20 protein-coding genes are annotated in these 18,353 nt (G+C 72.0%); 12 read left to right on the forward strand and 8 right to left on the reverse strand.

What is annotated here, in order from left to right:
- Positions 1-112 precede the first annotated feature (112 nt).
- Both EUA93_RS14585 and EUA93_RS14590 read left to right on the forward strand, forming a co-directional pair.
- Positions 113-466 (forward strand): PadR family transcriptional regulator, encoded by a 354-nt coding sequence (locus EUA93_RS14585; RefSeq protein WP_129400794.1) that lies wholly within the window; start codon positions 113-115, stop codon positions 464-466.
- The gene (locus tag EUA93_RS14590; RefSeq protein WP_129400795.1) at positions 463-1,551 is read left to right on the forward strand and encodes a DUF1700 domain-containing protein; all 1,089 of its coding nucleotides are present in this window, start codon (positions 463-465) and stop codon (positions 1,549-1,551) included. The genes EUA93_RS14585 and EUA93_RS14590 overlap by 4 nt, the downstream gene beginning before the upstream one ends.
- A gap of 72 nt (positions 1,552-1,623) precedes the next feature.
- Here the strand turns inward: EUA93_RS14590 and EUA93_RS14595 are convergent, their stop codons facing one another.
- Positions 1,624-3,753 carry a molybdopterin-dependent oxidoreductase gene (locus EUA93_RS14595; protein WP_207208690.1) on the reverse strand — a complete coding sequence of 710 codons (2,130 nt, stop codon included), beginning with the start codon at positions 3,751-3,753 and terminating at the stop codon, positions 1,624-1,626.
- A 119-nt stretch (positions 3,754-3,872) separates the two neighbouring features.
- Here EUA93_RS14595 and EUA93_RS14600 point away from each other — a divergent pair, with 119 nt between their 5' ends.
- From EUA93_RS14600 to EUA93_RS14615, 4 genes are all read left to right on the forward strand, one after another.
- Complete coding sequence (locus EUA93_RS14600) at positions 3,873-4,136, forward strand: DUF6458 family protein (RefSeq protein WP_129400796.1); 264 nt, start codon at positions 3,873-3,875, stop codon at positions 4,134-4,136.
- 213 nt (positions 4,137-4,349) lie between these two features.
- Positions 4,350-4,625: a 30S ribosomal protein S15 gene (gene rpsO, locus EUA93_RS14605; RefSeq protein WP_129400797.1), complete on the forward strand. Its 276-nt coding sequence runs from the start codon at positions 4,350-4,352 to the stop codon at positions 4,623-4,625.
- A gap of 240 nt (positions 4,626-4,865) precedes the next feature.
- Positions 4,866-7,091 (forward strand): polyribonucleotide nucleotidyltransferase, encoded by a 2,226-nt coding sequence (locus EUA93_RS14610; RefSeq protein WP_129400798.1) that lies wholly within the window; start codon positions 4,866-4,868, stop codon positions 7,089-7,091.
- Positions 7,092-7,217: 126 nt separating this feature from the next.
- A complete protein-coding gene (locus EUA93_RS14615; RefSeq protein WP_129400799.1) occupies positions 7,218-8,528 on the forward strand; it encodes a M16 family metallopeptidase in 1,311 nt (436 codons plus the stop codon).
- Here EUA93_RS14615 and EUA93_RS14620 read toward each other — a convergent pair.
- Complete coding sequence (locus EUA93_RS14620; protein ID WP_129400800.1) at positions 8,485-9,471, reverse strand: EamA family transporter; 987 nt, start codon at positions 9,469-9,471, stop codon at positions 8,485-8,487. The genes EUA93_RS14615 and EUA93_RS14620 overlap by 44 nt on opposite strands.
- Positions 9,472-9,548: 77 nt before the next feature.
- Here EUA93_RS14620 and EUA93_RS14625 point away from each other — a divergent pair, with 77 nt between their 5' ends.
- Positions 9,549-10,442, forward strand: coding sequence for a LysR family transcriptional regulator (locus EUA93_RS14625; RefSeq protein ID WP_207208691.1), 894 nt, complete (start codon positions 9,549-9,551; stop codon positions 10,440-10,442).
- Here the strand turns inward: EUA93_RS14625 and EUA93_RS14630 are convergent.
- The gene (locus EUA93_RS14630) at positions 10,426-10,941 is read right to left on the reverse strand and encodes a class I SAM-dependent methyltransferase (RefSeq protein ID WP_129400802.1); all 516 of its coding nucleotides are present in this window, start codon (positions 10,939-10,941) and stop codon (positions 10,426-10,428) included. The two genes, EUA93_RS14625 and EUA93_RS14630, sit on opposite strands and share 17 nt — an antisense overlap.
- A 150-nt stretch (positions 10,942-11,091) precedes the next feature.
- Here EUA93_RS14630 and dapB point away from each other — a divergent pair, with 150 nt between their 5' ends.
- Complete coding sequence (dapB, locus tag EUA93_RS14635) at positions 11,092-11,823, forward strand: 4-hydroxy-tetrahydrodipicolinate reductase (RefSeq protein WP_420819078.1); 732 nt, start codon at positions 11,092-11,094, stop codon at positions 11,821-11,823.
- Between the two features lie 99 nt (positions 11,824-11,922).
- Positions 11,923-13,548, forward strand: coding sequence for a M4 family metallopeptidase (locus tag EUA93_RS14640; RefSeq protein WP_129400804.1), 1,626 nt, complete (start codon positions 11,923-11,925; stop codon positions 13,546-13,548).
- Between the two features lie 48 nt (positions 13,549-13,596).
- Here the strand turns inward: EUA93_RS14640 and EUA93_RS14645 are convergent, their stop codons facing one another.
- The 5 genes from EUA93_RS14645 to EUA93_RS14665 form a co-directional block, all read right to left on the reverse strand.
- Positions 13,597-13,902: an AzlD domain-containing protein gene (locus EUA93_RS14645; RefSeq protein WP_129400805.1), complete on the reverse strand. Its 306-nt coding sequence runs from the start codon at positions 13,900-13,902 to the stop codon at positions 13,597-13,599.
- The gene (locus tag EUA93_RS14650; RefSeq protein ID WP_129400806.1) at positions 13,902-14,633 is read right to left on the reverse strand and encodes an AzlC family ABC transporter permease; all 732 of its coding nucleotides are present in this window, start codon (positions 14,631-14,633) and stop codon (positions 13,902-13,904) included. Before EUA93_RS14650 ends, EUA93_RS14645 begins: the two co-directional genes overlap by 1 nt.
- 66 nt (positions 14,634-14,699) lie before the next feature.
- Positions 14,700-14,927 (reverse strand): hypothetical protein, encoded by a 228-nt coding sequence (locus tag EUA93_RS14655; protein ID WP_129400807.1) that lies wholly within the window; start codon positions 14,925-14,927, stop codon positions 14,700-14,702.
- Between the two features lie 107 nt (positions 14,928-15,034).
- On the reverse strand, positions 15,035-15,595 hold the full coding sequence (locus EUA93_RS14660; protein ID WP_129400808.1) for a GNAT family N-acetyltransferase: 561 nt from the start codon (positions 15,593-15,595) through the stop codon (positions 15,035-15,037).
- The gene (locus EUA93_RS14665) at positions 15,592-16,167 is read right to left on the reverse strand and encodes a DUF3043 domain-containing protein (RefSeq protein ID WP_129400809.1); all 576 of its coding nucleotides are present in this window, start codon (positions 16,165-16,167) and stop codon (positions 15,592-15,594) included. Before EUA93_RS14665 ends, EUA93_RS14660 begins: the two co-directional genes overlap by 4 nt.
- 181 nt (positions 16,168-16,348) lie before the next feature.
- Here EUA93_RS14665 and EUA93_RS14670 point away from each other — a divergent pair, with 181 nt between their 5' ends.
- The 3 genes from EUA93_RS14670 to htpX are packed head-to-tail and all read left to right on the forward strand — an operon-like array spanning position 16,349 to position 18,343.
- Positions 16,349-17,149 carry a PspA/IM30 family protein gene (locus EUA93_RS14670; RefSeq protein ID WP_129400810.1) on the forward strand — a complete coding sequence of 267 codons (801 nt, stop codon included), beginning with the start codon at positions 16,349-16,351 and terminating at the stop codon, positions 17,147-17,149.
- Entirely contained in the window at positions 17,146-17,424 is a 279-nt protein-coding gene (gene pspAA / locus EUA93_RS14675) for a PspA-associated protein PspAA (RefSeq protein ID WP_090971874.1), read from the forward strand. Before EUA93_RS14670 ends, pspAA begins: the two co-directional genes overlap by 4 nt.
- A gap of 10 nt (positions 17,425-17,434) precedes the next feature.
- Entirely contained in the window at positions 17,435-18,343 is a 909-nt protein-coding gene (gene htpX, locus EUA93_RS14680) for a zinc metalloprotease HtpX (RefSeq protein WP_129400811.1), read from the forward strand.
- Positions 18,344-18,353: the final 10 nt, after the last annotated feature.

The raw sequence follows: 18,353 nt of genomic DNA on the forward strand, positions 1-18,353 counted from the left end.
ACGACGTCAACGCCGGGTTGCGCCTGCGGGCCGCGAGGCGGGACCTGCCGTCGACACGCCGCCGCTGTTCCATGGCGCGTGGTACTTCGCAGTGCGTAGTAGTGTGCGGCGCATGGATCAGACGCAGCTCTTGAAGGGAGTGCTCGACCTCGCCGTCCTCGCGGTCGTGCAGGGGGAGGACGGCTACGGCTACGACATCGTCCGGCGCATGCGCGACGGCGGCCTGAGCGAGGTCGGCGACGCCTCGGTCTACGGCACGCTCCGTCGCCTCTACGCCGCCGGCGCGCTGACGTCGTACGTCGTCCCGTCCGAGAGCGGCCCGCACCGCAAGTACTACGGGATCACGCCGATCGGTCGCGACCAGCTCAAGCGCCAGGGCGACGACTGGCGAGCCTTCGCCACCACCCTGGACGGGCTCCTCGCCGGACCCGTTCCGCACCCCACCTCCCAGGGAGCCAGCGCATGAACACCACCGAACTCCCCGTCCGTCCCGACGTCTCCGCGTTCGTCGCGCGGGTCCGCGAGCTGCTCGACGACCTCTCCGACGAGGACCGGCTCGAGCTGACCGAGGGTCTCGAGGCGGACCTCACCGACCAGGTCGCCGAGCACGGCGGGGCGGTGCTCGGCGACCCGGTGGAGTACGCCCGCGAGCTGCGCGCCGCAGCCGGGTTCGAGCCGGCGGCGCGTCCCTCGATCCTGCGAGGTGGTGTGGGACTGGGAGACCTCGCGCGCGAGGGCGTCGAGCGTTGGGACCGGTGGATCTCGCACCCGCGGGTGGCGCCGGTGTGGCAGGGGATCCTCGTCCTGCGGCCGGCATGGTGGGTGCTGCGTGCGTGGGCGGCAGCGGTCGTCGTCGCCCGGCTCGTGCCGGGCTGGTACGACTACGGCTTCGTCTGGCTGCCCGGGGTCGAGCAGGCCACGGCCCTGCTCATCCTGCTCGTGTGCGTCGTCGGCAGCACGCTTGTCGGGCTCGGCCGGGTGTGGCCCGGTGGCAGCACCGCCGTGCTGGCGCGGACGGTCCTGCTGCTGCTGAACCTCGGCGCGATCCTGGCGGTGCCGGTGATCCTGGGGCAGCTCGAGCAGCAGTCGTGGAACCGCTACGACGACGGCTACAGCGACGGTCAGTGGGACGCGGGCCAGGGTGGCCTGACGAACCGCGGCAACGAGGTCTGCAACATCTCGGCCTACGACGCCGAGGGCCAGCCATTGACCGGCGTCCAGCTCTTCGACCAGTCCGGTCGGCCGCTCGCTGTCGGCTGCTACGACCAGCAGGCCGTCAAGGTGCCGTGGGTGCTCGGCGACGTCACGCGCTGGAACGTCTACCCGCTGGGGGAGCGTGACCGTCCGGCGCGCTCGGAGCGACGACGTGCGGACCTCACGGGCGCGGCCTTCCCGACGCCCGACCGGGCCACCGCGCCCGAGGTCACCAACCCCCTCGTGCCCGAGCCGAGGTCGCGCGACGGCCGGGCGGACGAGAAGGAAGCGGAAGGGAAGAGGTCCGACCGGGAGGACGGCCGCTCCGGCGGCACCGCGTACGACCGGAGGCGATGACCTCGGTCCGCACGGTCATGGGGAGTGGTCGCGGGGGCGACCGCTCCCCATGACGTCCCGGGCGCGCCCGGGTCAGGCGGGCGTCACCGCGACGGGTACGCCGTTGAGGGCGGCGTTGCCCGACACGTCGAGCAGCTCGGGGTCGGTGAGGTCGTTGACGGACACGCCGGGCACCTCGCGGCTGCGGGTCATCAGGACGCCGTCCCTCGCGTGGCCGTAGCCGTGGGGGAGCGAGACCACCCCGGGCATCAGGTCGTCGGAGGCGGCGACCTCCACCTCGACCGAGCCGACCCGCGAGGTGACCCGCACGCGTGCGCCGTCGGTGATCTCGCGGGAGGCGAGGTCGGCCGGGTTCATCAGCAGCTGGTGGCGGGCGCGGCCCTTGGTCAGGCGCTGCGAGTTGTGCATCCACGAGTTGCAGTCCTGCTGGTGCCGCCGTCCGATGAGCAGCAGCTCGTGGTCGGCGGGCGTCGCGACCGCGGCCAGGCGGGCGACGTCCTCGACGACGAGCGCGGGCGCGAGGTCGACCCGCTTGCCCTTCGCCGGCAGGCGTCGCGGGAGCTGGCCCCCGCGCAGCGGACCGAGGTCGAGGCCCGACGGGCGGGCACGCAGCTTCTTCATGGTCACGCCGCTGTCGCCACGCCGCAGGAGCCCGGTGATGAGCAGGGTCGGGCTCGCGGTGAGCCGGGCGCGCTGCACGAGCTGTTTCCTCAGCGGTGGCTTGCGGGTGAGCCGCGCGGTGGTGCGCAGCGTGATCTCGCGGAAGATCTGCCAGTCGTGGCGCTGGTCGGCGTCCTTCTCGAAGACCGCCGGGGTGAAGCGCGCGGTGTTGCGGACAGCGAGCAGGTGGAAGACCAGGTCGTAGTGGTCGCGCTCGAGGGCAGTCGTCGGCGGCAGGATCACGTCGGCGTGACGGGTCGTCTCGTTGACGTAGATGTCGACGGCCGCCATGAAGTCGAGTCCGCGCAGCGCACCGTCGAGGCGCGACCCGTCGGGCGTGGAGAGGACGGGGTTGCCGGCGACCGTGAGCACGGCGCGCACCTGCCCCTCGCCGGGCGTCTCGATCTCCTCGCGCAGTGCCGAGACCGGCAGCTCGCCGGCCGTCTCGGGCAGGCCGCGCACCCGCGAGCGCCAGGCGTCGAAGTGCCCGCGACCGATGAGGCCGGTGCCCACCGCGTCGATCGCCGGTGAGGTGAACATCGCCCCACCCGGTCGGTCGAGGTTGCCGCTGAGGACGTTGAGGCAGGTGACCGCCCACTGGCAGACCGTGCCCCACGGCCCGGCGGAGACGCCGATGCGGCTGTAGACGACACCGGCGTCGGCGGCCACGAGCTCGCGGGCGAGACGGCGTACGACGTCGGCCGGGAGGCCGCTCATCGCCTCGGCGCGCTCGGGGGTGAAGTCCGCGACGAGCCCGACCACCGTGTCCAGGCCGTCGACGTAGGACGCGGCCGGCGGCAGCCGGTCGGCGAGCTCGGTGGTGAGCACGTGCAGCAGGGCGAGCAGGACCCATGCGTCGGTGCCGGGTCGGACGAAGTGGTGCTCGTCGGCGACCTTCGCGGTCTCCGTGCGGCGCGGGTCGAGCACGACCATCCGGCCGCCGCGGGAGCGGAGGTCGCGCACCCGCCGTGGGAAGTCGGGCACGGTCATCAGAGAGCCGTTGGACGCCATCGGGTTCGCGCCGATCACCAGGAACCACGACGTCCGGTCGATGTCGGGGATCGGGAGGAAGAGCTGGTGGCCGAACACCAGGTGCGCCACCAGCTGGTGGGGGAGCTGGTCGACCGACGTCGCGGAGTAGCGGTTCCTCGTCCGGAACGACTTGAACATGGCAGTGCCGTGGGTCATCGCGCCGAGGCTGTGCGCGTTGGGGTTGCCGAGGTAGACGCCCAGCGCGTCGTCGCCGTGCTCGTTGATGGTCGCGGCCAGGCGCTCGGCGACGAGGTCGAACGCCTCGTCCCAGCCGATCTCCTCCCACGTCGCGCCGGCACCCTCGCCGACCCGCCTCACCGGTCGCCGCAACCGGTCGGGATCGGCGTACACGTCCCCGATCGCGACGCCCTTGGGGCAGACGTGGCCGCGCGAGAGCGGGTCGGCGGGATTGCCGCGGACACCGGTCACGTCACGGCCCTCGATCGTGATCTCGAGGCCGCAGATCGCCTCGCAGAGGTTGCAGACCCCGATCCGCTTCTCGACTGGCACCCCCCGATCAAAGCACGCGACGCTCACCTCGGGGTGGGTTCCGCACCGGGAGCCCGGTGGTGCACACTTGCCGCCGCCGGGCTGGAGCCGGGCATCACCGACACGAAGGGGAGAACGCCATGGGCTACGGAGGACCGATCGGTCTCATCGTCATCGGGCTGGTGCTGTCGCTGGCGCTGACCGAGCAGCAGGTGGGACCCGTCCAGGTCACCACGGTGGGCTGGATCCTCGTCGCCGCGGGTGCGGTCTGGCTGCTGCTCACCCTCGTGCAGCAGAACACCCGCCGCCAGCAGACCACCACCGCCACCACGACCGACGCGTCCGGTCGTCAGGCGACCACGCAGCGCACCACCGAGTCCGACCCGCCCCCGCCGGCGGTCTGAGCACCTCCGAGCAACTTCGAGCCCCGTCGAGCCCCTCTGCGGCCATCGCCCGCGCCCGGTCCGCGACCCTCGTGGATTGGGCCGCGGTCGTGCGCCTCGATATGCTTCCCCGGTTGCCCACACGGGTGACATGCCGTCATGACGGCCGCGGAACCAGAGTGCCCCGGTGAACAGGCCCGGGCGCGCCGCGCAACGAGAACCGAAGGAGCCCCCATGTCGATTGGTACCGACGCGGAGACCAAGAAGAAGATCATCGCCGAGTACGCCGTTGTCGAGGGTGACACCGGTTCCCCCGAGGTCCAGATCGCGCTGCTCAGCCACCGCATCTCGCACCTCACCGAGCACCTCAAGCAGCACAAGCACGACCACCACAGCCGTCGTGGCCTGCTGCTGCTGGTCGGCCAGCGCCGTCGCCTGCTGAACTACCTGCAGAAGACCGAGATCGAGCGCTACCGCTCGATCATCGAGCGCCTCGGCCTCCGACGCTGAACCACTGGAGCGGTTCCCCGACACGGGGAGCCGCTCCGCTCGGTTTCGGGGGTCCCGCCGCGCTAGTGTCGGCCCCGGAACCACACAACTGAACACACAGAGATCCAGGAGCGACCCGCGAATCCCGGCTCGGTCCTCGGTAGTGGCTCTCAGATCCTCGATCTGCGGGCTTCGATCGAAGACCGGCACCTCATGCGGCGTCGCGGATCGCTCCGCGAAGAGAAAGCAGATCCTGCTTCCATGAGTGAACCCATCATCTCCGCTGTCGAGACCGTTCTCGACAACGGCTCCTTCGGCAAGCGCACGGTCAAGTTCGAGACCGGCCTGCTCGCCCGCCAGGCGGCCGGTGCCGTCACGGCCTACCTCGACGACGAGACCATGCTGCTCTCGGCGACGACCGCGGGCAAGACGCCCAAGGACCACTTCGACTTCTTCCCCCTGACGATCGACGTCGAGGAGCGGATGTACGCCGTGGGCCAGATCCCCGGCTCGTTCTTCCGGTCCGAGGGCCGCCCGGGCGAGGACGCGATCCTCGCCTGCCGCCTGATCGACCGCCCGCTGCGCCCGACCTTCAAGAAGGGCCTGCGCAACGAGGTCCAGGTCGTCATCACCGTCATGGCGCTCGACCCGAACATGCCCTACGACGTGCTCGCCATCAACGCAGCGTCCATGTCCACCCAGCTCTCGGGCCTGCCGTTCTCCGGTCCGGTCGGTGGCGTCCGCGTGGCGCTCATCGAGGGCCAGTGGGTCGCCTTCCCGTCGCACTCGCAGCTCGAGAACGCCGTCTTCGACATGGTCGTCGCCGGTCGCGTCACCGACTCGGGCGACGTCGCCATCATGATGGTGGAGGCCGAGGCCCCCGAGGAGACCATCGCCCTCATCCAGGGCGGCGCCCAGGCGCCCACCGAGGAGGTCGTGGCCAGCGGCCTCGACGCCGCGAAGCCCTTCATCAAGCAGCTGTGCGAGGCGCAGTCGCAGCTCGCCGCCGAGGCCGCGAAGCCGGTCCAGGACTTCCCGGTCTTCCTCGACTACGAGGACGACGTCTACGCCGCGGTCGAGTCCGCCGCCAAGGCCGACCTCACCGCCGCCATGCAGATCGGCGACAAGCAGGAGCGCGAGGCGAGGACCGACGAGCTCAAGGCGTCGCTGCTCGAGTCGCTCGCCGGCCAGTTCGAGGGCCGCGAGAAGGAGATCGGGGCGGCCTTCCGCTCGCTCAACAAGGCGGTCGTGCGCGAGCGCGTCCTGCGCGACAAGATCCGCATCGACGGCCGCGGCCTGGCCGACATCCGTCCGCTGCACTCCGAGGTCGACGTGATCCCGCGCGTCCACGGCTCCGCGCTGTTCGAGCGTGGCGAGACCCAGATCCTGGGCGTCACCACCCTCGACATGCTCAAGATGGAGCAGCAGCTCGACACGCTCTCCCCGGAGAAGCACCGCCGCTACATGCACAAGTACGTCTTCCCGCCGTTCTCCACCGGCGAGACCGGCCGCGTGGGCTCGCCCAAGCGTCGCGAGGTCGGCCACGGCGCCCTGGCGCGTCGCGCCCTCCTGCCCGTGCTGCCCTCGCGCGAGGAGTTCCCCTACGCGATCCGCCAGCTCTCCGAGGCGATGGGCTCCAACGGCTCCACCTCGATGGGCTCGGTCTGCGCCTCGACCCTGTCGCTGCTGCAGGCCGGCGTGCCGCTCAAGGCGTCCGTCGCGGGCATCGCGATGGGCCTCATCTCCGGTGAGGTCGACGGCGAGACCCAGTACGTCGCGCTGACCGACATCCTCGGTGCCGAGGACGCGTTCGGCGACATGGACTTCAAAGTCGCCGGCACGCGCGAGTTCGTCACGGCCCTCCAGCTCGACACCAAGCTCGACGGCATCCCTGCCGAGGTGCTCGCCTCCGCGCTGACCCAGGCCCGCGACGCGCGCCTGGCGATCCTCGACGTGATGGCCGAGGCGATCGACGCGCCGGAGGAGATGTCGGTCCACGCGCCGCGCATCATCACCGTCCGCGTGCCCGTCGACAAGATCGGCGAGGTGATCGGTCCGAAGGGCAAGATCATCAACCAGATCCAGGACGACACGGGCGCGACGCTGTCCATCGAGGACGACGGCACGGTCTACATCGGTGCGACCAACGGCGAGGCTGCCGAGGCCGCCAAGGCCGCGGTCAACGCGATCGCCAACCCGACGATGCCCGAGATCGGCGAGCGCTACCTCGGCACCGTCGTGAAGACCACCAACTTCGGTGCCTTCGTCTCGCTCATGCCGGGCAAGGACGGCCTGCTCCACATCAGCAAGCTCCGTGCCCTGGCCGGTGGCAAGCGCGTGGAGGCCGTCGAGGACGTCCTCTCGGTCGGCCAGAAGGTCCAGGTCTCGATCGCCGAGATCGACGACCGCGGCAAGCTCTCGCTGGTCCCCGTCGTCGACGAGGCCGAGGGCTCCGAGGAGTCCGACGAGGCGACCGACGCCGAGTGATCCTCACCTGACGCACCACCCACGACCGGTCGGCCGCCTGGCCGGCCGGTCGTGGGCCCTTTTCAGGGCACAGCACCACCCCGAGCAGCAGGCTCGTGGCTCTCCCGCCATCACCGAAGGACCCCCGTGCAGAAGAACGGCACCACCCGCACCCTCCACACCGTCAAGGACGCCGAAGGTGCGGTGACCTCCCGAGTCCGTCGTACGGTCCTGCCCAGCGGCCTGCGCATCGTCACCGAGCAGATGGCCGGCTCCCGCTCGGCCAGCATCGGCGTGTGGGTCAACGTCGGGTCGCGCGACGAGACCCCGGCCCTGCACGGCTGCTCGCACTTCCTCGAGCACCTGCTCTTCAAGGGCACCCCGGAGCGCTCCGCGATGGACATCTCCGTCGCGCTCGACGCGGTCGGCGGGGAGTTCAACGCCTTCACGACGAAGGAGTACACCGTCTTCCACGCCCGGGTCCTCGACGAGGACCTCGCGACGGCCGTCGACGTGCTCGGCGACATGATCACCGCCTCGACCATCACCGCGTTCGACGTCGACGCCGAGCGCGACGTGATCCTCGACGAGATCGCCATGCACGACGACGACCCCGACGACGTGGTCCACAACCTCTTCGCCCAGCAGGCCTGGGGCGCCAACACCCCGCTCGGTCGGCCGATCGCCGGCACCGAGGCCTCGATCAGCGCGATGACGCGGGCCCAGGTCCACCGCTTCTACCGCCGCCACTACCGTCCCGACAACATGGTCGTGTCGGTCGCCGGCAACATCGACCACGCCTCGGTCGTACGCCAGGTGCGTGCCGCGTTCGGTCGCGAGGGCTTCCTGGAGGGCGAGGCGACGCCGGCTCCCTCCGAGCAGTCGGAGAAGGCCCGCAAGGTCAGCCCGGGCACCTCGACCACGGTCCGTCCGCTCGAGCAGGTCAACCTCGTGCTCGGCGTGAAGGGCCTGACCCGCACCGACCCGCGGCGCTACGCCCTCGGGGTGCTCAACACCGCCCTCGGCGGCGGCACCTCGTCCCGGATGTTCCAGGAGGTGCGCGAGGTGCGCGGCCTGGCGTACTCCGTCTACTCCTTCGCGACCCACCACGCCGACGCCGGCGTCGTGGGCGTCGCGGTCGGCTGCCTGCCCGGCAAGTACGACGCCGTGCTGGAGACCGTGCGCACCGAGCTCGCCAAGGTGGCCGAGCACGGCCTCACCGAGGAGGAGGTCGAGCGGGGCAAGGGCCAGCTCAAGGGCGGCCTGGTCCTCGGCCTGGAGGACTCCGGGTCGCGGATGTCGCGCATCGGCAAGGCCGAGCTGGTCCACGACGACCTGCTCACCATCGACGAGGTGGTCGCCCGGATCGAGGCCGTCACCCTCGACGACGTGTCGCGGCTCGCGCGCGAGCTGTTCAGCCAGCCCGAGCTGCTCGCGGTCGTCGGTCCGCAGGGCTGACCACCCTCTCCGACCCCGGCTCTGACCCCGGCTCCGGCTGCGGCGCCGGCTCCGCCTCGAGGACGAGCGCCGCTGGTCGTGGCGGCCGCGTCGCGACCAGCACCCCGCCCACGACGAGCACGGCACCGGCGACCTCGCCCCGGCTGACCGTCTCGCCGAGCGCCAGCCACGCCGCGCTCATCCCCACGACGGGGACCAGCATGGAGAACGGCGCCACCGTGCCGGCCGGGTGCCGGGCCATCAGCCACGACCAGATGCCCGAGCCCACCAGGGTCCCGACGACGATGGTGTAGGCCAGCCCGACGAGGGCCGGGAGGGTGGCGGGGGAGCCCCAGTCGGTGAGCGAGTCGGCGATCCGCCTCGGTCCCTCGACGACGAGCGACAGGGCGAGCATCGGCAGCGGTGGCACCACCGACATCCACAGCGTGAGGTGGAGCGGGTGGGGCGCCCGGGCCTGCGCGGTGCAGATGTTGCCCACGGCCCACGCGAGCGCCCCGGCCAGCACGAGCACGAAGGGCGCGAACGCGGCCGGGCCGTCGAGCCGCTGCCAGCCGACGACGGCCAGCCCGACCGCTGCCACCAGCACGCCGAGTGACGCCCGCGGGGCGAGCCGGGTGCGCAGGAACACGCTGGCCAGGACCACGGTGAACGGCGCGGACGCCTGCAGCACCAGCGAGGACAGGCCGGCCGGCATGCCCGCCGCCATGCCCCAGTAGAGGAACAGGAACTGGAACGTGCCGAACCCCAGTCCGTAGCCGACCAGCCACCGCAGGGGGACCTGCGGCACGGGCACGAACAGCATCGTCGGGACGGCGATGAGCGCGAACCGCAGCGCGACGAGGAAGAACGGCGGGAAGTGCTGCAGGGAGGCGTCGATCGCCAGGAAGTTGAGCCCCCAGCAGAGGGCGACGACGACGGCGAGGAGGCGGTGACGGGTGGGCACGGGACCAGCCTCCGGCACGGCATGATGAAGGACAAGTGAAAGAATCACACCTCGTTGTGTAGGCTGGCTACATGGACGTGAGGCACCTCGAACTGCTCCGCGAGCTGGACGACCGCGGCAGCGTGACCGCGGTCGCCGCCGCCGGCCACCGGACCCCGTCGGCGGTGTCCCAGCAGCTCAGGAGCGCCGAACGCGCGTTCGGCGCCACGCTCGTCGAGGCGAGCGGTCGTGGGCTCCGGCTCACGGAGGCGGGAAGGGTGCTCGCGGAGGCGGCCCGCGACGTCGCGGTGGCGATCGCCGAGGCCGAGGCGCGGTGGCAGGAGTTCCACGGCACTGCGGCCGGAACGGTGTCCGTGGCCGCGCTGCCCAGTGCGGCGACCTTCCTGCTGCCGGGCGTGCTCCGCGAGCTCGCCGACGAGCCGATCGAGGTGGTCTGCACCGACGTCGACATCGCCGAGGCCGCCTTCGCCGGTCAGGTGCTCGACCACGACATCGTGATCGCCCACAGTGCGCACCTCGTGCCTCCGCACACCGAGGACCTGGTCGTCCGGCAGCTCGCGCGCGAGCCCCTCGACATCGCGATGGCCCGCGACCACCCCCTCGCCGGGCACGAGCAGGTGACGGCCGACGACGTGGCCGCGTGGCCGTGGATCGGCGTACCGCTCGGCTATCCGTTCGACACCGTGCGGCTCGCGGTCGAGGAGGCGACCGGCACCCGCGTCGACGTGCGCCAGCGGATGCGCGACAACCTCCTCGTCGAGGCGCTGGTGGGTGCGGGCGAGTGCCTGGCGGTGTTGCCGCGGTTCACCGCGCCGGCGGGCGACGAGGTGGTGCTCCGGCCGCTCGCGGGCATCGACTCGGGTCGCAACATCGTCGCGATCCTGCGTGCCGACCGCGCCCGGAGGCGTGCCGTACGCCGGGTGCTGGCCGCGCTGGAGGAGGTCGGCGAGCGGGTCAGCGGCGGGCGATGAGCCCGATGACCGGGGGAGCCTTCTGTTCGACCACGCTAACCCGGAAACCGCCGCGGACGAGGTTCTCGGACGCCTTCTTGACGATGTTGGGGACGAGCTCGGGGCGGGCCGCCTCGTAGAAGAGGTAGACCGCGCCGCCGGGAACCACGCGCTCGTGGAGCAGGGCGATCTCGTCCTGGCAGTCGCGCACCCAGAACAGGTTCACGTTGAAGGCGAAGACCTTGGTGAGGCGCTTCACCGGCACCCGCAGCGTGGCGAGGTCGATCTGGCGTACGACGAGCCGGCCCGCGTCGACGTACTTCTGGTTGCGGCGCTTGGTCCGGTCGACGCCGGACTCCGAGCGGTCGATCGCGAACAGCTTGCCCGTCTCGAGCCGGGCGCAGATGGCCTCGGCACCGGCTCCGGGGCCGCAGCCGATCTCGAGCACCTGGTCGTTCGGCTGGACGTCCATCAGGTCGACGGCCCACTTGATGCGCGGCGGGATGGTCGGGGCAGGCATGGTCTCTACCCTGCCAGACCGGGGTCGACGAGTCAGCCACCGCCACTCGCGATCTGCCCCGACCGATAGGTTTGGCCCGTGAGCACAGGTGGTGGGACGCAGGATCGGGACCAGGGCGGCACGCAGGACGAGCCGGTCGTCGCGGTCGGCGTGCTGGGGGCGCGCGGCAAGGTCGGGGCCGAGGTCTGCCGGGCCGTCGAGGCCGCGCCCGACACCGAGCTGGTCGCGGCGGTCGACGCCGGCGACGACGTCGCCGAGCTGGTCCGTGCGGGCGCGCAGGTGGTGGTGGACTTCACCCATCCCGACGTCGTGATGGACAACCTGCGGTTCTGCATCGAGCACGGCATCCACGCGGTCGTGGGCACGACCGGCTTCGACCAGGGCCGGCTCGACCAGCTCGAGGCGTGGCTGGCCGACGCCCCGGGTGTCGGTGTCCTCATCGCCCCCAACTTCTCCATCGGCGCGATCTTGATGATGCGCTTCGCGGCGCAGGCGGCGCCGTTCTTCGAGTCCGTCGAGGTCGTCGAGCTGCACCACCCCTCCAAGGCCGACGCGCCCTCCGGCACGGCAGGACGCACCGCCGAGCTGATCGCCGCCGCCCGTCGCGAGGCCGGCAGCGCCCCGATGCCGGACGCGACCTCGACCGGGCTCGACGGCGCACGCGGCGCCGACGTCGACGGCGTCCGCGTCCACAGCCTGCGGGTGCGCGGCCTCGTCGCGCACCAGGAGGTGCTCCTGGGCACGGCGGGGGAGACCCTCACCATCCGCCACGACTCGCTCGACCGGGTGTCCTTCACGCCCGGGGTGCTGGTCGGTGTGAGGGCGGTCGCGAGCCGTCCCGGCCTCACGGTCGGGCTCGAGGACCTCCTCGACCTCGACTGATCCGCGCCGGTCGTGTAACTCCCGGTCGCCTGTCCTCGTTGAGGACGTGACCGCCGCGGTCCACTCGGGGACCCGGCACACTCTCGGGAGGGTTTCTCCATGCGCCGAACTGCAGGACTGGCCGCGTTCGCGGTCGCCGCCGCCGCGGCAGCCGCACTGCCCCTGACGACCGCGACGAGTGCGCAGGGCGCACCGTCGGCGTCGACCACCGACGCTCGCGCCGGCGTCGTCTCCGACGCCCTCGCGGCGCTCGAGCGGCACCCCGGCGCCGCGCGCGCGACCGACGGGCAGGCGTTCGTCGCGACCGGCACGGTCACCGATGCCGACGGCAGCACCCACGTCCGCTTCGACCGCACCATCGACGGGCTCCGTGTCCTCGGCGGCGACCTCGTCGTGCACCGCGATGCCGCGGACGCCTTCGACGGCGTCAGCCAGACCTTGGCCGCACCGCTCACCCTCGCCACGGAGGCGTCGGTCGCCAGGGCCGCCGCCCAGCGCACCGTGCTCGCCCGCAACGCGCGCAGCACCGCCGTCCGGGGAGACGGGAAGGCCGAGGCCGGCGAGCTCGTCGTCGACGCGACCAGCGGCCGGCCCCGCCTCGCGTGGGAGGTGCTCACCGGCGGCATGCAGGCCGACGGCACACCCTCGCGCCTGGCGACGTACGTCGACGCGAGGACAGGCCTGGTGATCCGCAGCGAGCAGCAGATCGTCAACGTCGACGGCCACGGCGAGACGCTCTACAGCGGCGACGTGCCGTTGCAGGTCAGCGGGTCCGGGTCGTCGTACACGCTCAAGGACGCCACGCGCGGCGGGACCTACACGACCGACATGAAGAACGCCGAGGACTCGGTCCTGTGCCAGATCCTCCAGATGGGCTGCTCGGCCGGCACCACCTTCACCTCGACGTCGACCACCTTCGGTGACGGCACCACGGGCAACCGCGCCAGCGCCGCGGCCGACGCGCAGTACGGCTCCAACGAGACCTGGGACTACTTCCAGGACACCCACGGCCGCGACGGCATCTGGGGCGACGGCCGCGGGTCGTTCAACCGGGTCCACTACGGCAACGGCTACGTCAACGCCTTCTGGGACGGCAGCAAGATGACCTACGGCGACGGGGACGGCGTCGACTTCGGCCCGCTCGTCTCGCTCGACGTCGCCGGCCACGAGATGTCGCACGGCGTCACCGAGAACTCCGCCAACCTCACCTACTCCGGTGAGTCCGGCGGCCTGAACGAGGCGACGTCCGACATCTTCGGCACGATGGTGGAGTTCTACGCCGACAACGCCAACGACCCGGCCGACTACCTGATCGGTGAGCAGTTCGACCTCACCCAGCACCGCGGCTTCCGCCGGATGGACACACCCTCGAGCGACGGCTCGTCCCTCGACTGCTGGAGCACCGGCGCCAAGGACGTCGACGTCCACTACTCCTCGGGCATCGGCAACCACTTCTTCTACCTGCTGGCCGAGGGCAGCGGTGCCAAGACGATCGGCGGCGTGGCCCACAGCTCGACGACCTGCAACGGCTCGTCGGTCACCGGCATCGGCCGCGAGGCCGCCGGCGACATCTGGTACCGCGCGCTGACGGTCTACATGACGTCGAGCACGACCTACGCCGGCGCGCGCACCGCGACGCTCAGCGCCGCCCGGGACCTCTACGGCCAGGGCAGCACCCAGTACGACACCGTGGCCGCCGCCTGGAGCGCGGTCTCGGTCGGCTGAGGGACGCCCCTCACCCAGGGCGCCCCTCGCGGGGGTGTGGTGGGGGCGTCAGACGAGGCGGGACAGGGCCGCCACGACCGACGCCCCCACCACCACGACCAGGAAGGGCGCACGCAGCAGCAGCGCGACGACGGCGAAGGCCAGGCCGAGCGCCCGCGCGTCCAGCGTGAGCGCAGGACCGTCGCCACCGCCGGCGAAGACCTGGACGGCGACCAGCGCCGACAGCAGTGCGACCGGGATCAGGTCGGCCACCCGCTCGACGGTGGGGTGGCTGAGCACCCGCTCGGGCAGGGACATCCCGGCGAGCTTCAGCAGGTAGCACCCCAGGCACGCCAGGAGCACGGCGGTCCACATCAGCGGTGACCTCCCGCCGCGTCGTCGGGACCGGGCGCCCGGGTCGGGCGCGGAGTGCGCGCCAGCGCGCCGACCAGCAGGGCGACGCCGCCCGCCGCGAGCACCGGCACGCCGGGCGCCGTGATCGGGACCATCGAGAGCGCGACGGCGGCGGCCAGGAGCCCGACCACGACGTTGCGCCGGTCCTGGAGCCGCGGCCAGAGCAGCGCGAGGAACGCCGCGCCGACGGCCGCGTCGAGGCCGTACGTCCGCGGGTCCCCGACCGCCTCGCCGGCGATCGCGCCGATGGCGGTCGCGACGTTCCAGAGGACGAAGACCGAGACGCCCGTCGTGAGGAAGCCGACCCGCGCCCCCTCGGTGGTCGGGCGGTTGACCGACATCGCGGTCGACTCGTCGATGAGCACGTGGGCGGCGGCGAACCGGCGCCAGCCCCGCCACTGGAGGACGGGCGCCATTCGCAGGCCGTAGAGCGTGTTGCGGGTGCCCAGCAGCAGCGCGGTCGCAGCGCCCGACAGGGGTGCTCCGCCGGCCGCGACGACTCCGGCCAGGGCGAACTGGCTGGCGCCGGTGAACATCAGCAGCGAGAGCGCGCAGGTCTGCAGGACGCTCAGCCCGGACGCGACCGAGACGGCGCCGAACCCGATGCCGTACGCGCCCGTGGCCACACCCACGGCGAGGCTGTCACGGACGATCGACGAGCGCTCCGCGGGAGTGAGGGCAGCGTCGGGCACGACCCGAGGCTAGGACATCACCGCGGGCCCGCCGGACCGGGTCCCACCTGCTCGCCGGGCGACGGCTCAGAGGCGGTGGCGACGCATCCGGGAGGGGCGCACGTGGCGCTGGTGGAAGTCGTGGACCAGCACGAAGGCGGCCGCGACACCGGCCGCGCCGCCCGCCAGCAGGCCGACCCTGACGTTGAGCGGGATCTCCGGCACGACGCCGAGCCAGAACCCGATGCCGACGCAGACCACCAGCGCGGCGAGGACGAGTGCGAACCTGTGGAGCGAGGGAAGCGGACCTAGCATGTGGACCCCCGGGTGCGGACCGGCTGAGTGGCCGGACCTCCATAGTGACCCCGGTCACGCGAAATGCAAGCAGCCCCAGGGGTGGGTTTCACCCAGGTCGGGGACGGTCAGCCGATGGCGGTGTGCAGGCGGACCTGCTTGACCCGGGTGGTGCCGGAGCCGTCGAGGTCGAGCTCGCGGTGGGCCGTGTCGGGGGCCCAGCCGGCGTCGGTGAGGAACGTGCGCAGCGCGTCGTCACCGACGGTGATCCAGGTGGTCGCACGGGTGAACCGGTCGGCGGCCAGGGTGTCGACAGCGGCCTGGAGCAGGCGGGAGCCGTGGCCCTTGCCGCGCTCGGCGGGGTCGAGGGTGACCTCGGCCAGCTCACCGTCGGCGACCGGGTCGCAGTCGGGGTCGGCGGCGGGGGAGGTGAGCGCGAAGCCGACGACGCGGTTGCGCTCGAGCGCCACCAGCACCCGGTTGCGGGCGTCGGCGGGGCGGGTGAGCAGCTGGCGCCACTGGGCGGCCACGGCATCGACGTCGCTGGGCAGCACGCCTGCCGGCAGCAGGTCGGCGTACATCTCGGGCCACGCGCGCACCTGGACCGCGGCGATCGCGGGGGCGTCGTCGGACCAGGCGATGCGCACCGACACGTCGGCGGTCGGTCCGCCGGAGTGCGAGTGCGTCATCGATAGGTCTCGGGGAGCTTCTCGCCGATCTTGACCTGGGGCTTGGGCAGGCGCAGGAACTTCATCTGCAGGGAGCGCATGGCGGCATAGAGCGTCGCTCCCTTGGGCGTCTCACCGGGGAAGCGGCGGGCCAGCTCGCGCCGCAGGCGGAACCGGAGCATCACGATGTCGACGATGATCACCAGCAGCGTGGTGAACAGGAGCGTGTTGCCGAGCTGCACGGTGCTGCCGTTGTAGCCGAGGATCATCGACACGATCAGCAGCGGCACCATCAGCTCGATGAACGAGAAGCGTGCGTCGACGAAGTCGCGGATGAAGCGACGCACCGGGCCGCGGTCGCGGGCCGGGAGGTAGCGGTCGTCGCCGGTCTTCATCGCCTCGCGCATCCTGCGCGAGGTGTCCCCGCGCGCGCCGCGCTGGGCGGCGGCCTGCTCCTTGCGGGTGCGCGGCACCTTGGCACGGGCGCGGGCGGCCGCCTCGGCCTCCTTGCGCGACGGGGTGGGGCGACCCTTGCCGCCCACCTTGTCGTGGGTCGGGGTGGTCTCCGGCTCGGTGCTGTTGCGACGGAACAAGGCGCTGCCTTCACGTGGATCGGATGCTGGGGGCAGCCTATCGCCGTACGCCGTCGCGGCCACGCCGACGTCGTACGGCCGGGGCGGGCGGGGGACGCCCTACCTACGGCTTGGCTTTGGTTCTAGGGTGAGGGGACAGCCCAGCCGTCACGAGACTGACCCAGAGAGGGTTCACACCCAGATGAGCCTCATGCAGCGCATCAGCCTGATCTTCCGTTCCAAGGCCAACAAGGCCCTGGACAAGGCGGAGGACCCCCGCGAGACCCTCGACTACAGCTACCAGCGTCAGCTCGAGCTGCTCTCCAAGGTCCGTCGCGGCGTGGCCGACGTCGCCACCAGCCGCAAGCGGGTCGAGCTCCAGGTCAACCAGATCGAGCAGCAGGCGGCCAAGCTGCAGGCGCAGGCCGAGAAGGCCATCGGCGCCGGTCGCGAGGACCTGGCGCGCGAGGCGCTGACCCGCAAGTCGGGTCTCGCCACGCAGATCACGAACCTCAAGGAGCAGCAGGCGGCCCTCCAGGGCGAGGAGGAGAAGCTCGTCCTGGCCCAGCAGCGGCTGCAGGCCAAGGTCGAGGCCTTCCGCACCCGCAAGGAGACCATCAAGGCCACCTACACCGCAGCCGAGGCGCAGACGCGCATCGGCGAGGCCATGTCGGGCATCGGCGAGGAGATGGGCGACGTCGGCCTCGCGATCCAGCGTGCCGAGGACAAGACGGCCCAGATGCAGGCGCGCGGTGCCGCGATCGACGAGCTGATCGCCTCCGGCGCCCTCGACGACGCCTCCTCGTTCAACGCCGGCGACGACATCTCCCGCGAGCTCGACGCGCTCAGCTCCGGCTCCGACGTCGAGGCCGAGCTGGCCCGGCTCAAGGGCCTCAGCGCCCCGGAGCCGACACCCGCGATCGAGGCGGGCGGCGACATCCTCGAGGAGGCCCCCGAGGAGCAGGCGGTCAAGCGCGAGGTCAACGAGGGCGGCCCGGCATGATCGTGCGGATCCTCGGCGAGGGCCAGTACGACCTCGACGACCACGCCCTCGACGCGCTCAACGGGCTCGACAACCAGATCGAGCAGGCCATCGAGTCGGGCGACGAGGCGATGTTCCGCACCGCTCTGCAGGGTCTGCTCGCCGGCGTGCGGGCGAGCGGGACGCACCACGACCCCGACTCGCTCGACGAGTCCGACCTGATCCTCCCGCCCCCGGACGCCACGATCGACGAGGTCCGCGAGCTCCTGGGCGACGACGGCCTCATCCCGGGCTGACGCCCGCCACATGGCCGCATCTCGCTTCATCAAGGACGGCGGGCTCACTGCCCGGATGACCCTCACCATGTTCCTGCTCGGCGGGCTCTACGTCGCGCTGGTGGCCATGGTGCTCCTCTACGTCCGCAGCCCCGGTGGTGCCGTCGTGGTCGCCCTCGTGGCGATCGGCATCGCCTTCTGGCAGTGGTGGAGCTCCGACTCGGTCGCCATGCGGGCGATGCGCGCGCGCGAGGTGACGCCCCAGGAGGCGCCCGAGCTGCACGGCATGATCGACCGCCTCTGCGCGCTGGCCGACATGCCGAAGCCCCGGGTCGGGGTGTCGGACATGGCGATCTCCAACGCCTTTGCGACCGGGCGCTCGCCGGACCGGGCGGTGGTCTGCGTGACCACCGGCATCCTGCACGCGCTCGACGCCGAGGAGCTCGAGGCCGTGCTGGCCCACGAGCTGAGCCACGTCGCCCACCGCGACGTGCTGGTCATGACCGTGGCCTCGTCCGCCGGCATCGCCGCGGGGCTGCTCATGCGCTTCGCCCAGTTCGGCGGGATGAGCCGCTCGCGCAACAGCGGTGCCGCGGCCGCGGCCATGGTGTCGCTCCTGGTCAGCCTGGTGGTGTACGCCGTCAGCTTCCTGCTGCTGCGCCTGCTCTCGCGCTACCGCGAGCTGAGCGCCGACCGCGCAGGCGCCTACCTCACGATGAAGCCCGCCGCGCTGGCCTCGGCGCTGCAGAAGATCAGCGGCCAGGCGGCCGCGACGCCGACGCGCGACCTCCGCTCGGCCGGCGCGGCCAGCGCCCTGTGCATCGTCCCGGCCCTGCGCGGGAGCGGCCTGGGCGGCCTGATGGCGACCCACCCGCCGCTGCAGCAGCGTCTCGAGCAGCTCGCGCGCATCCAGGCCGAGCTCAGCCGGCCGACGGGCTGAGGGCGGGCAC

It is taken from the genome of Nocardioides oleivorans (assembly GCF_004137255.1).
GTDB classification, from domain to species: Bacteria; Actinomycetota; Actinomycetes; order Propionibacteriales; family Nocardioidaceae; genus Nocardioides; species Nocardioides oleivorans.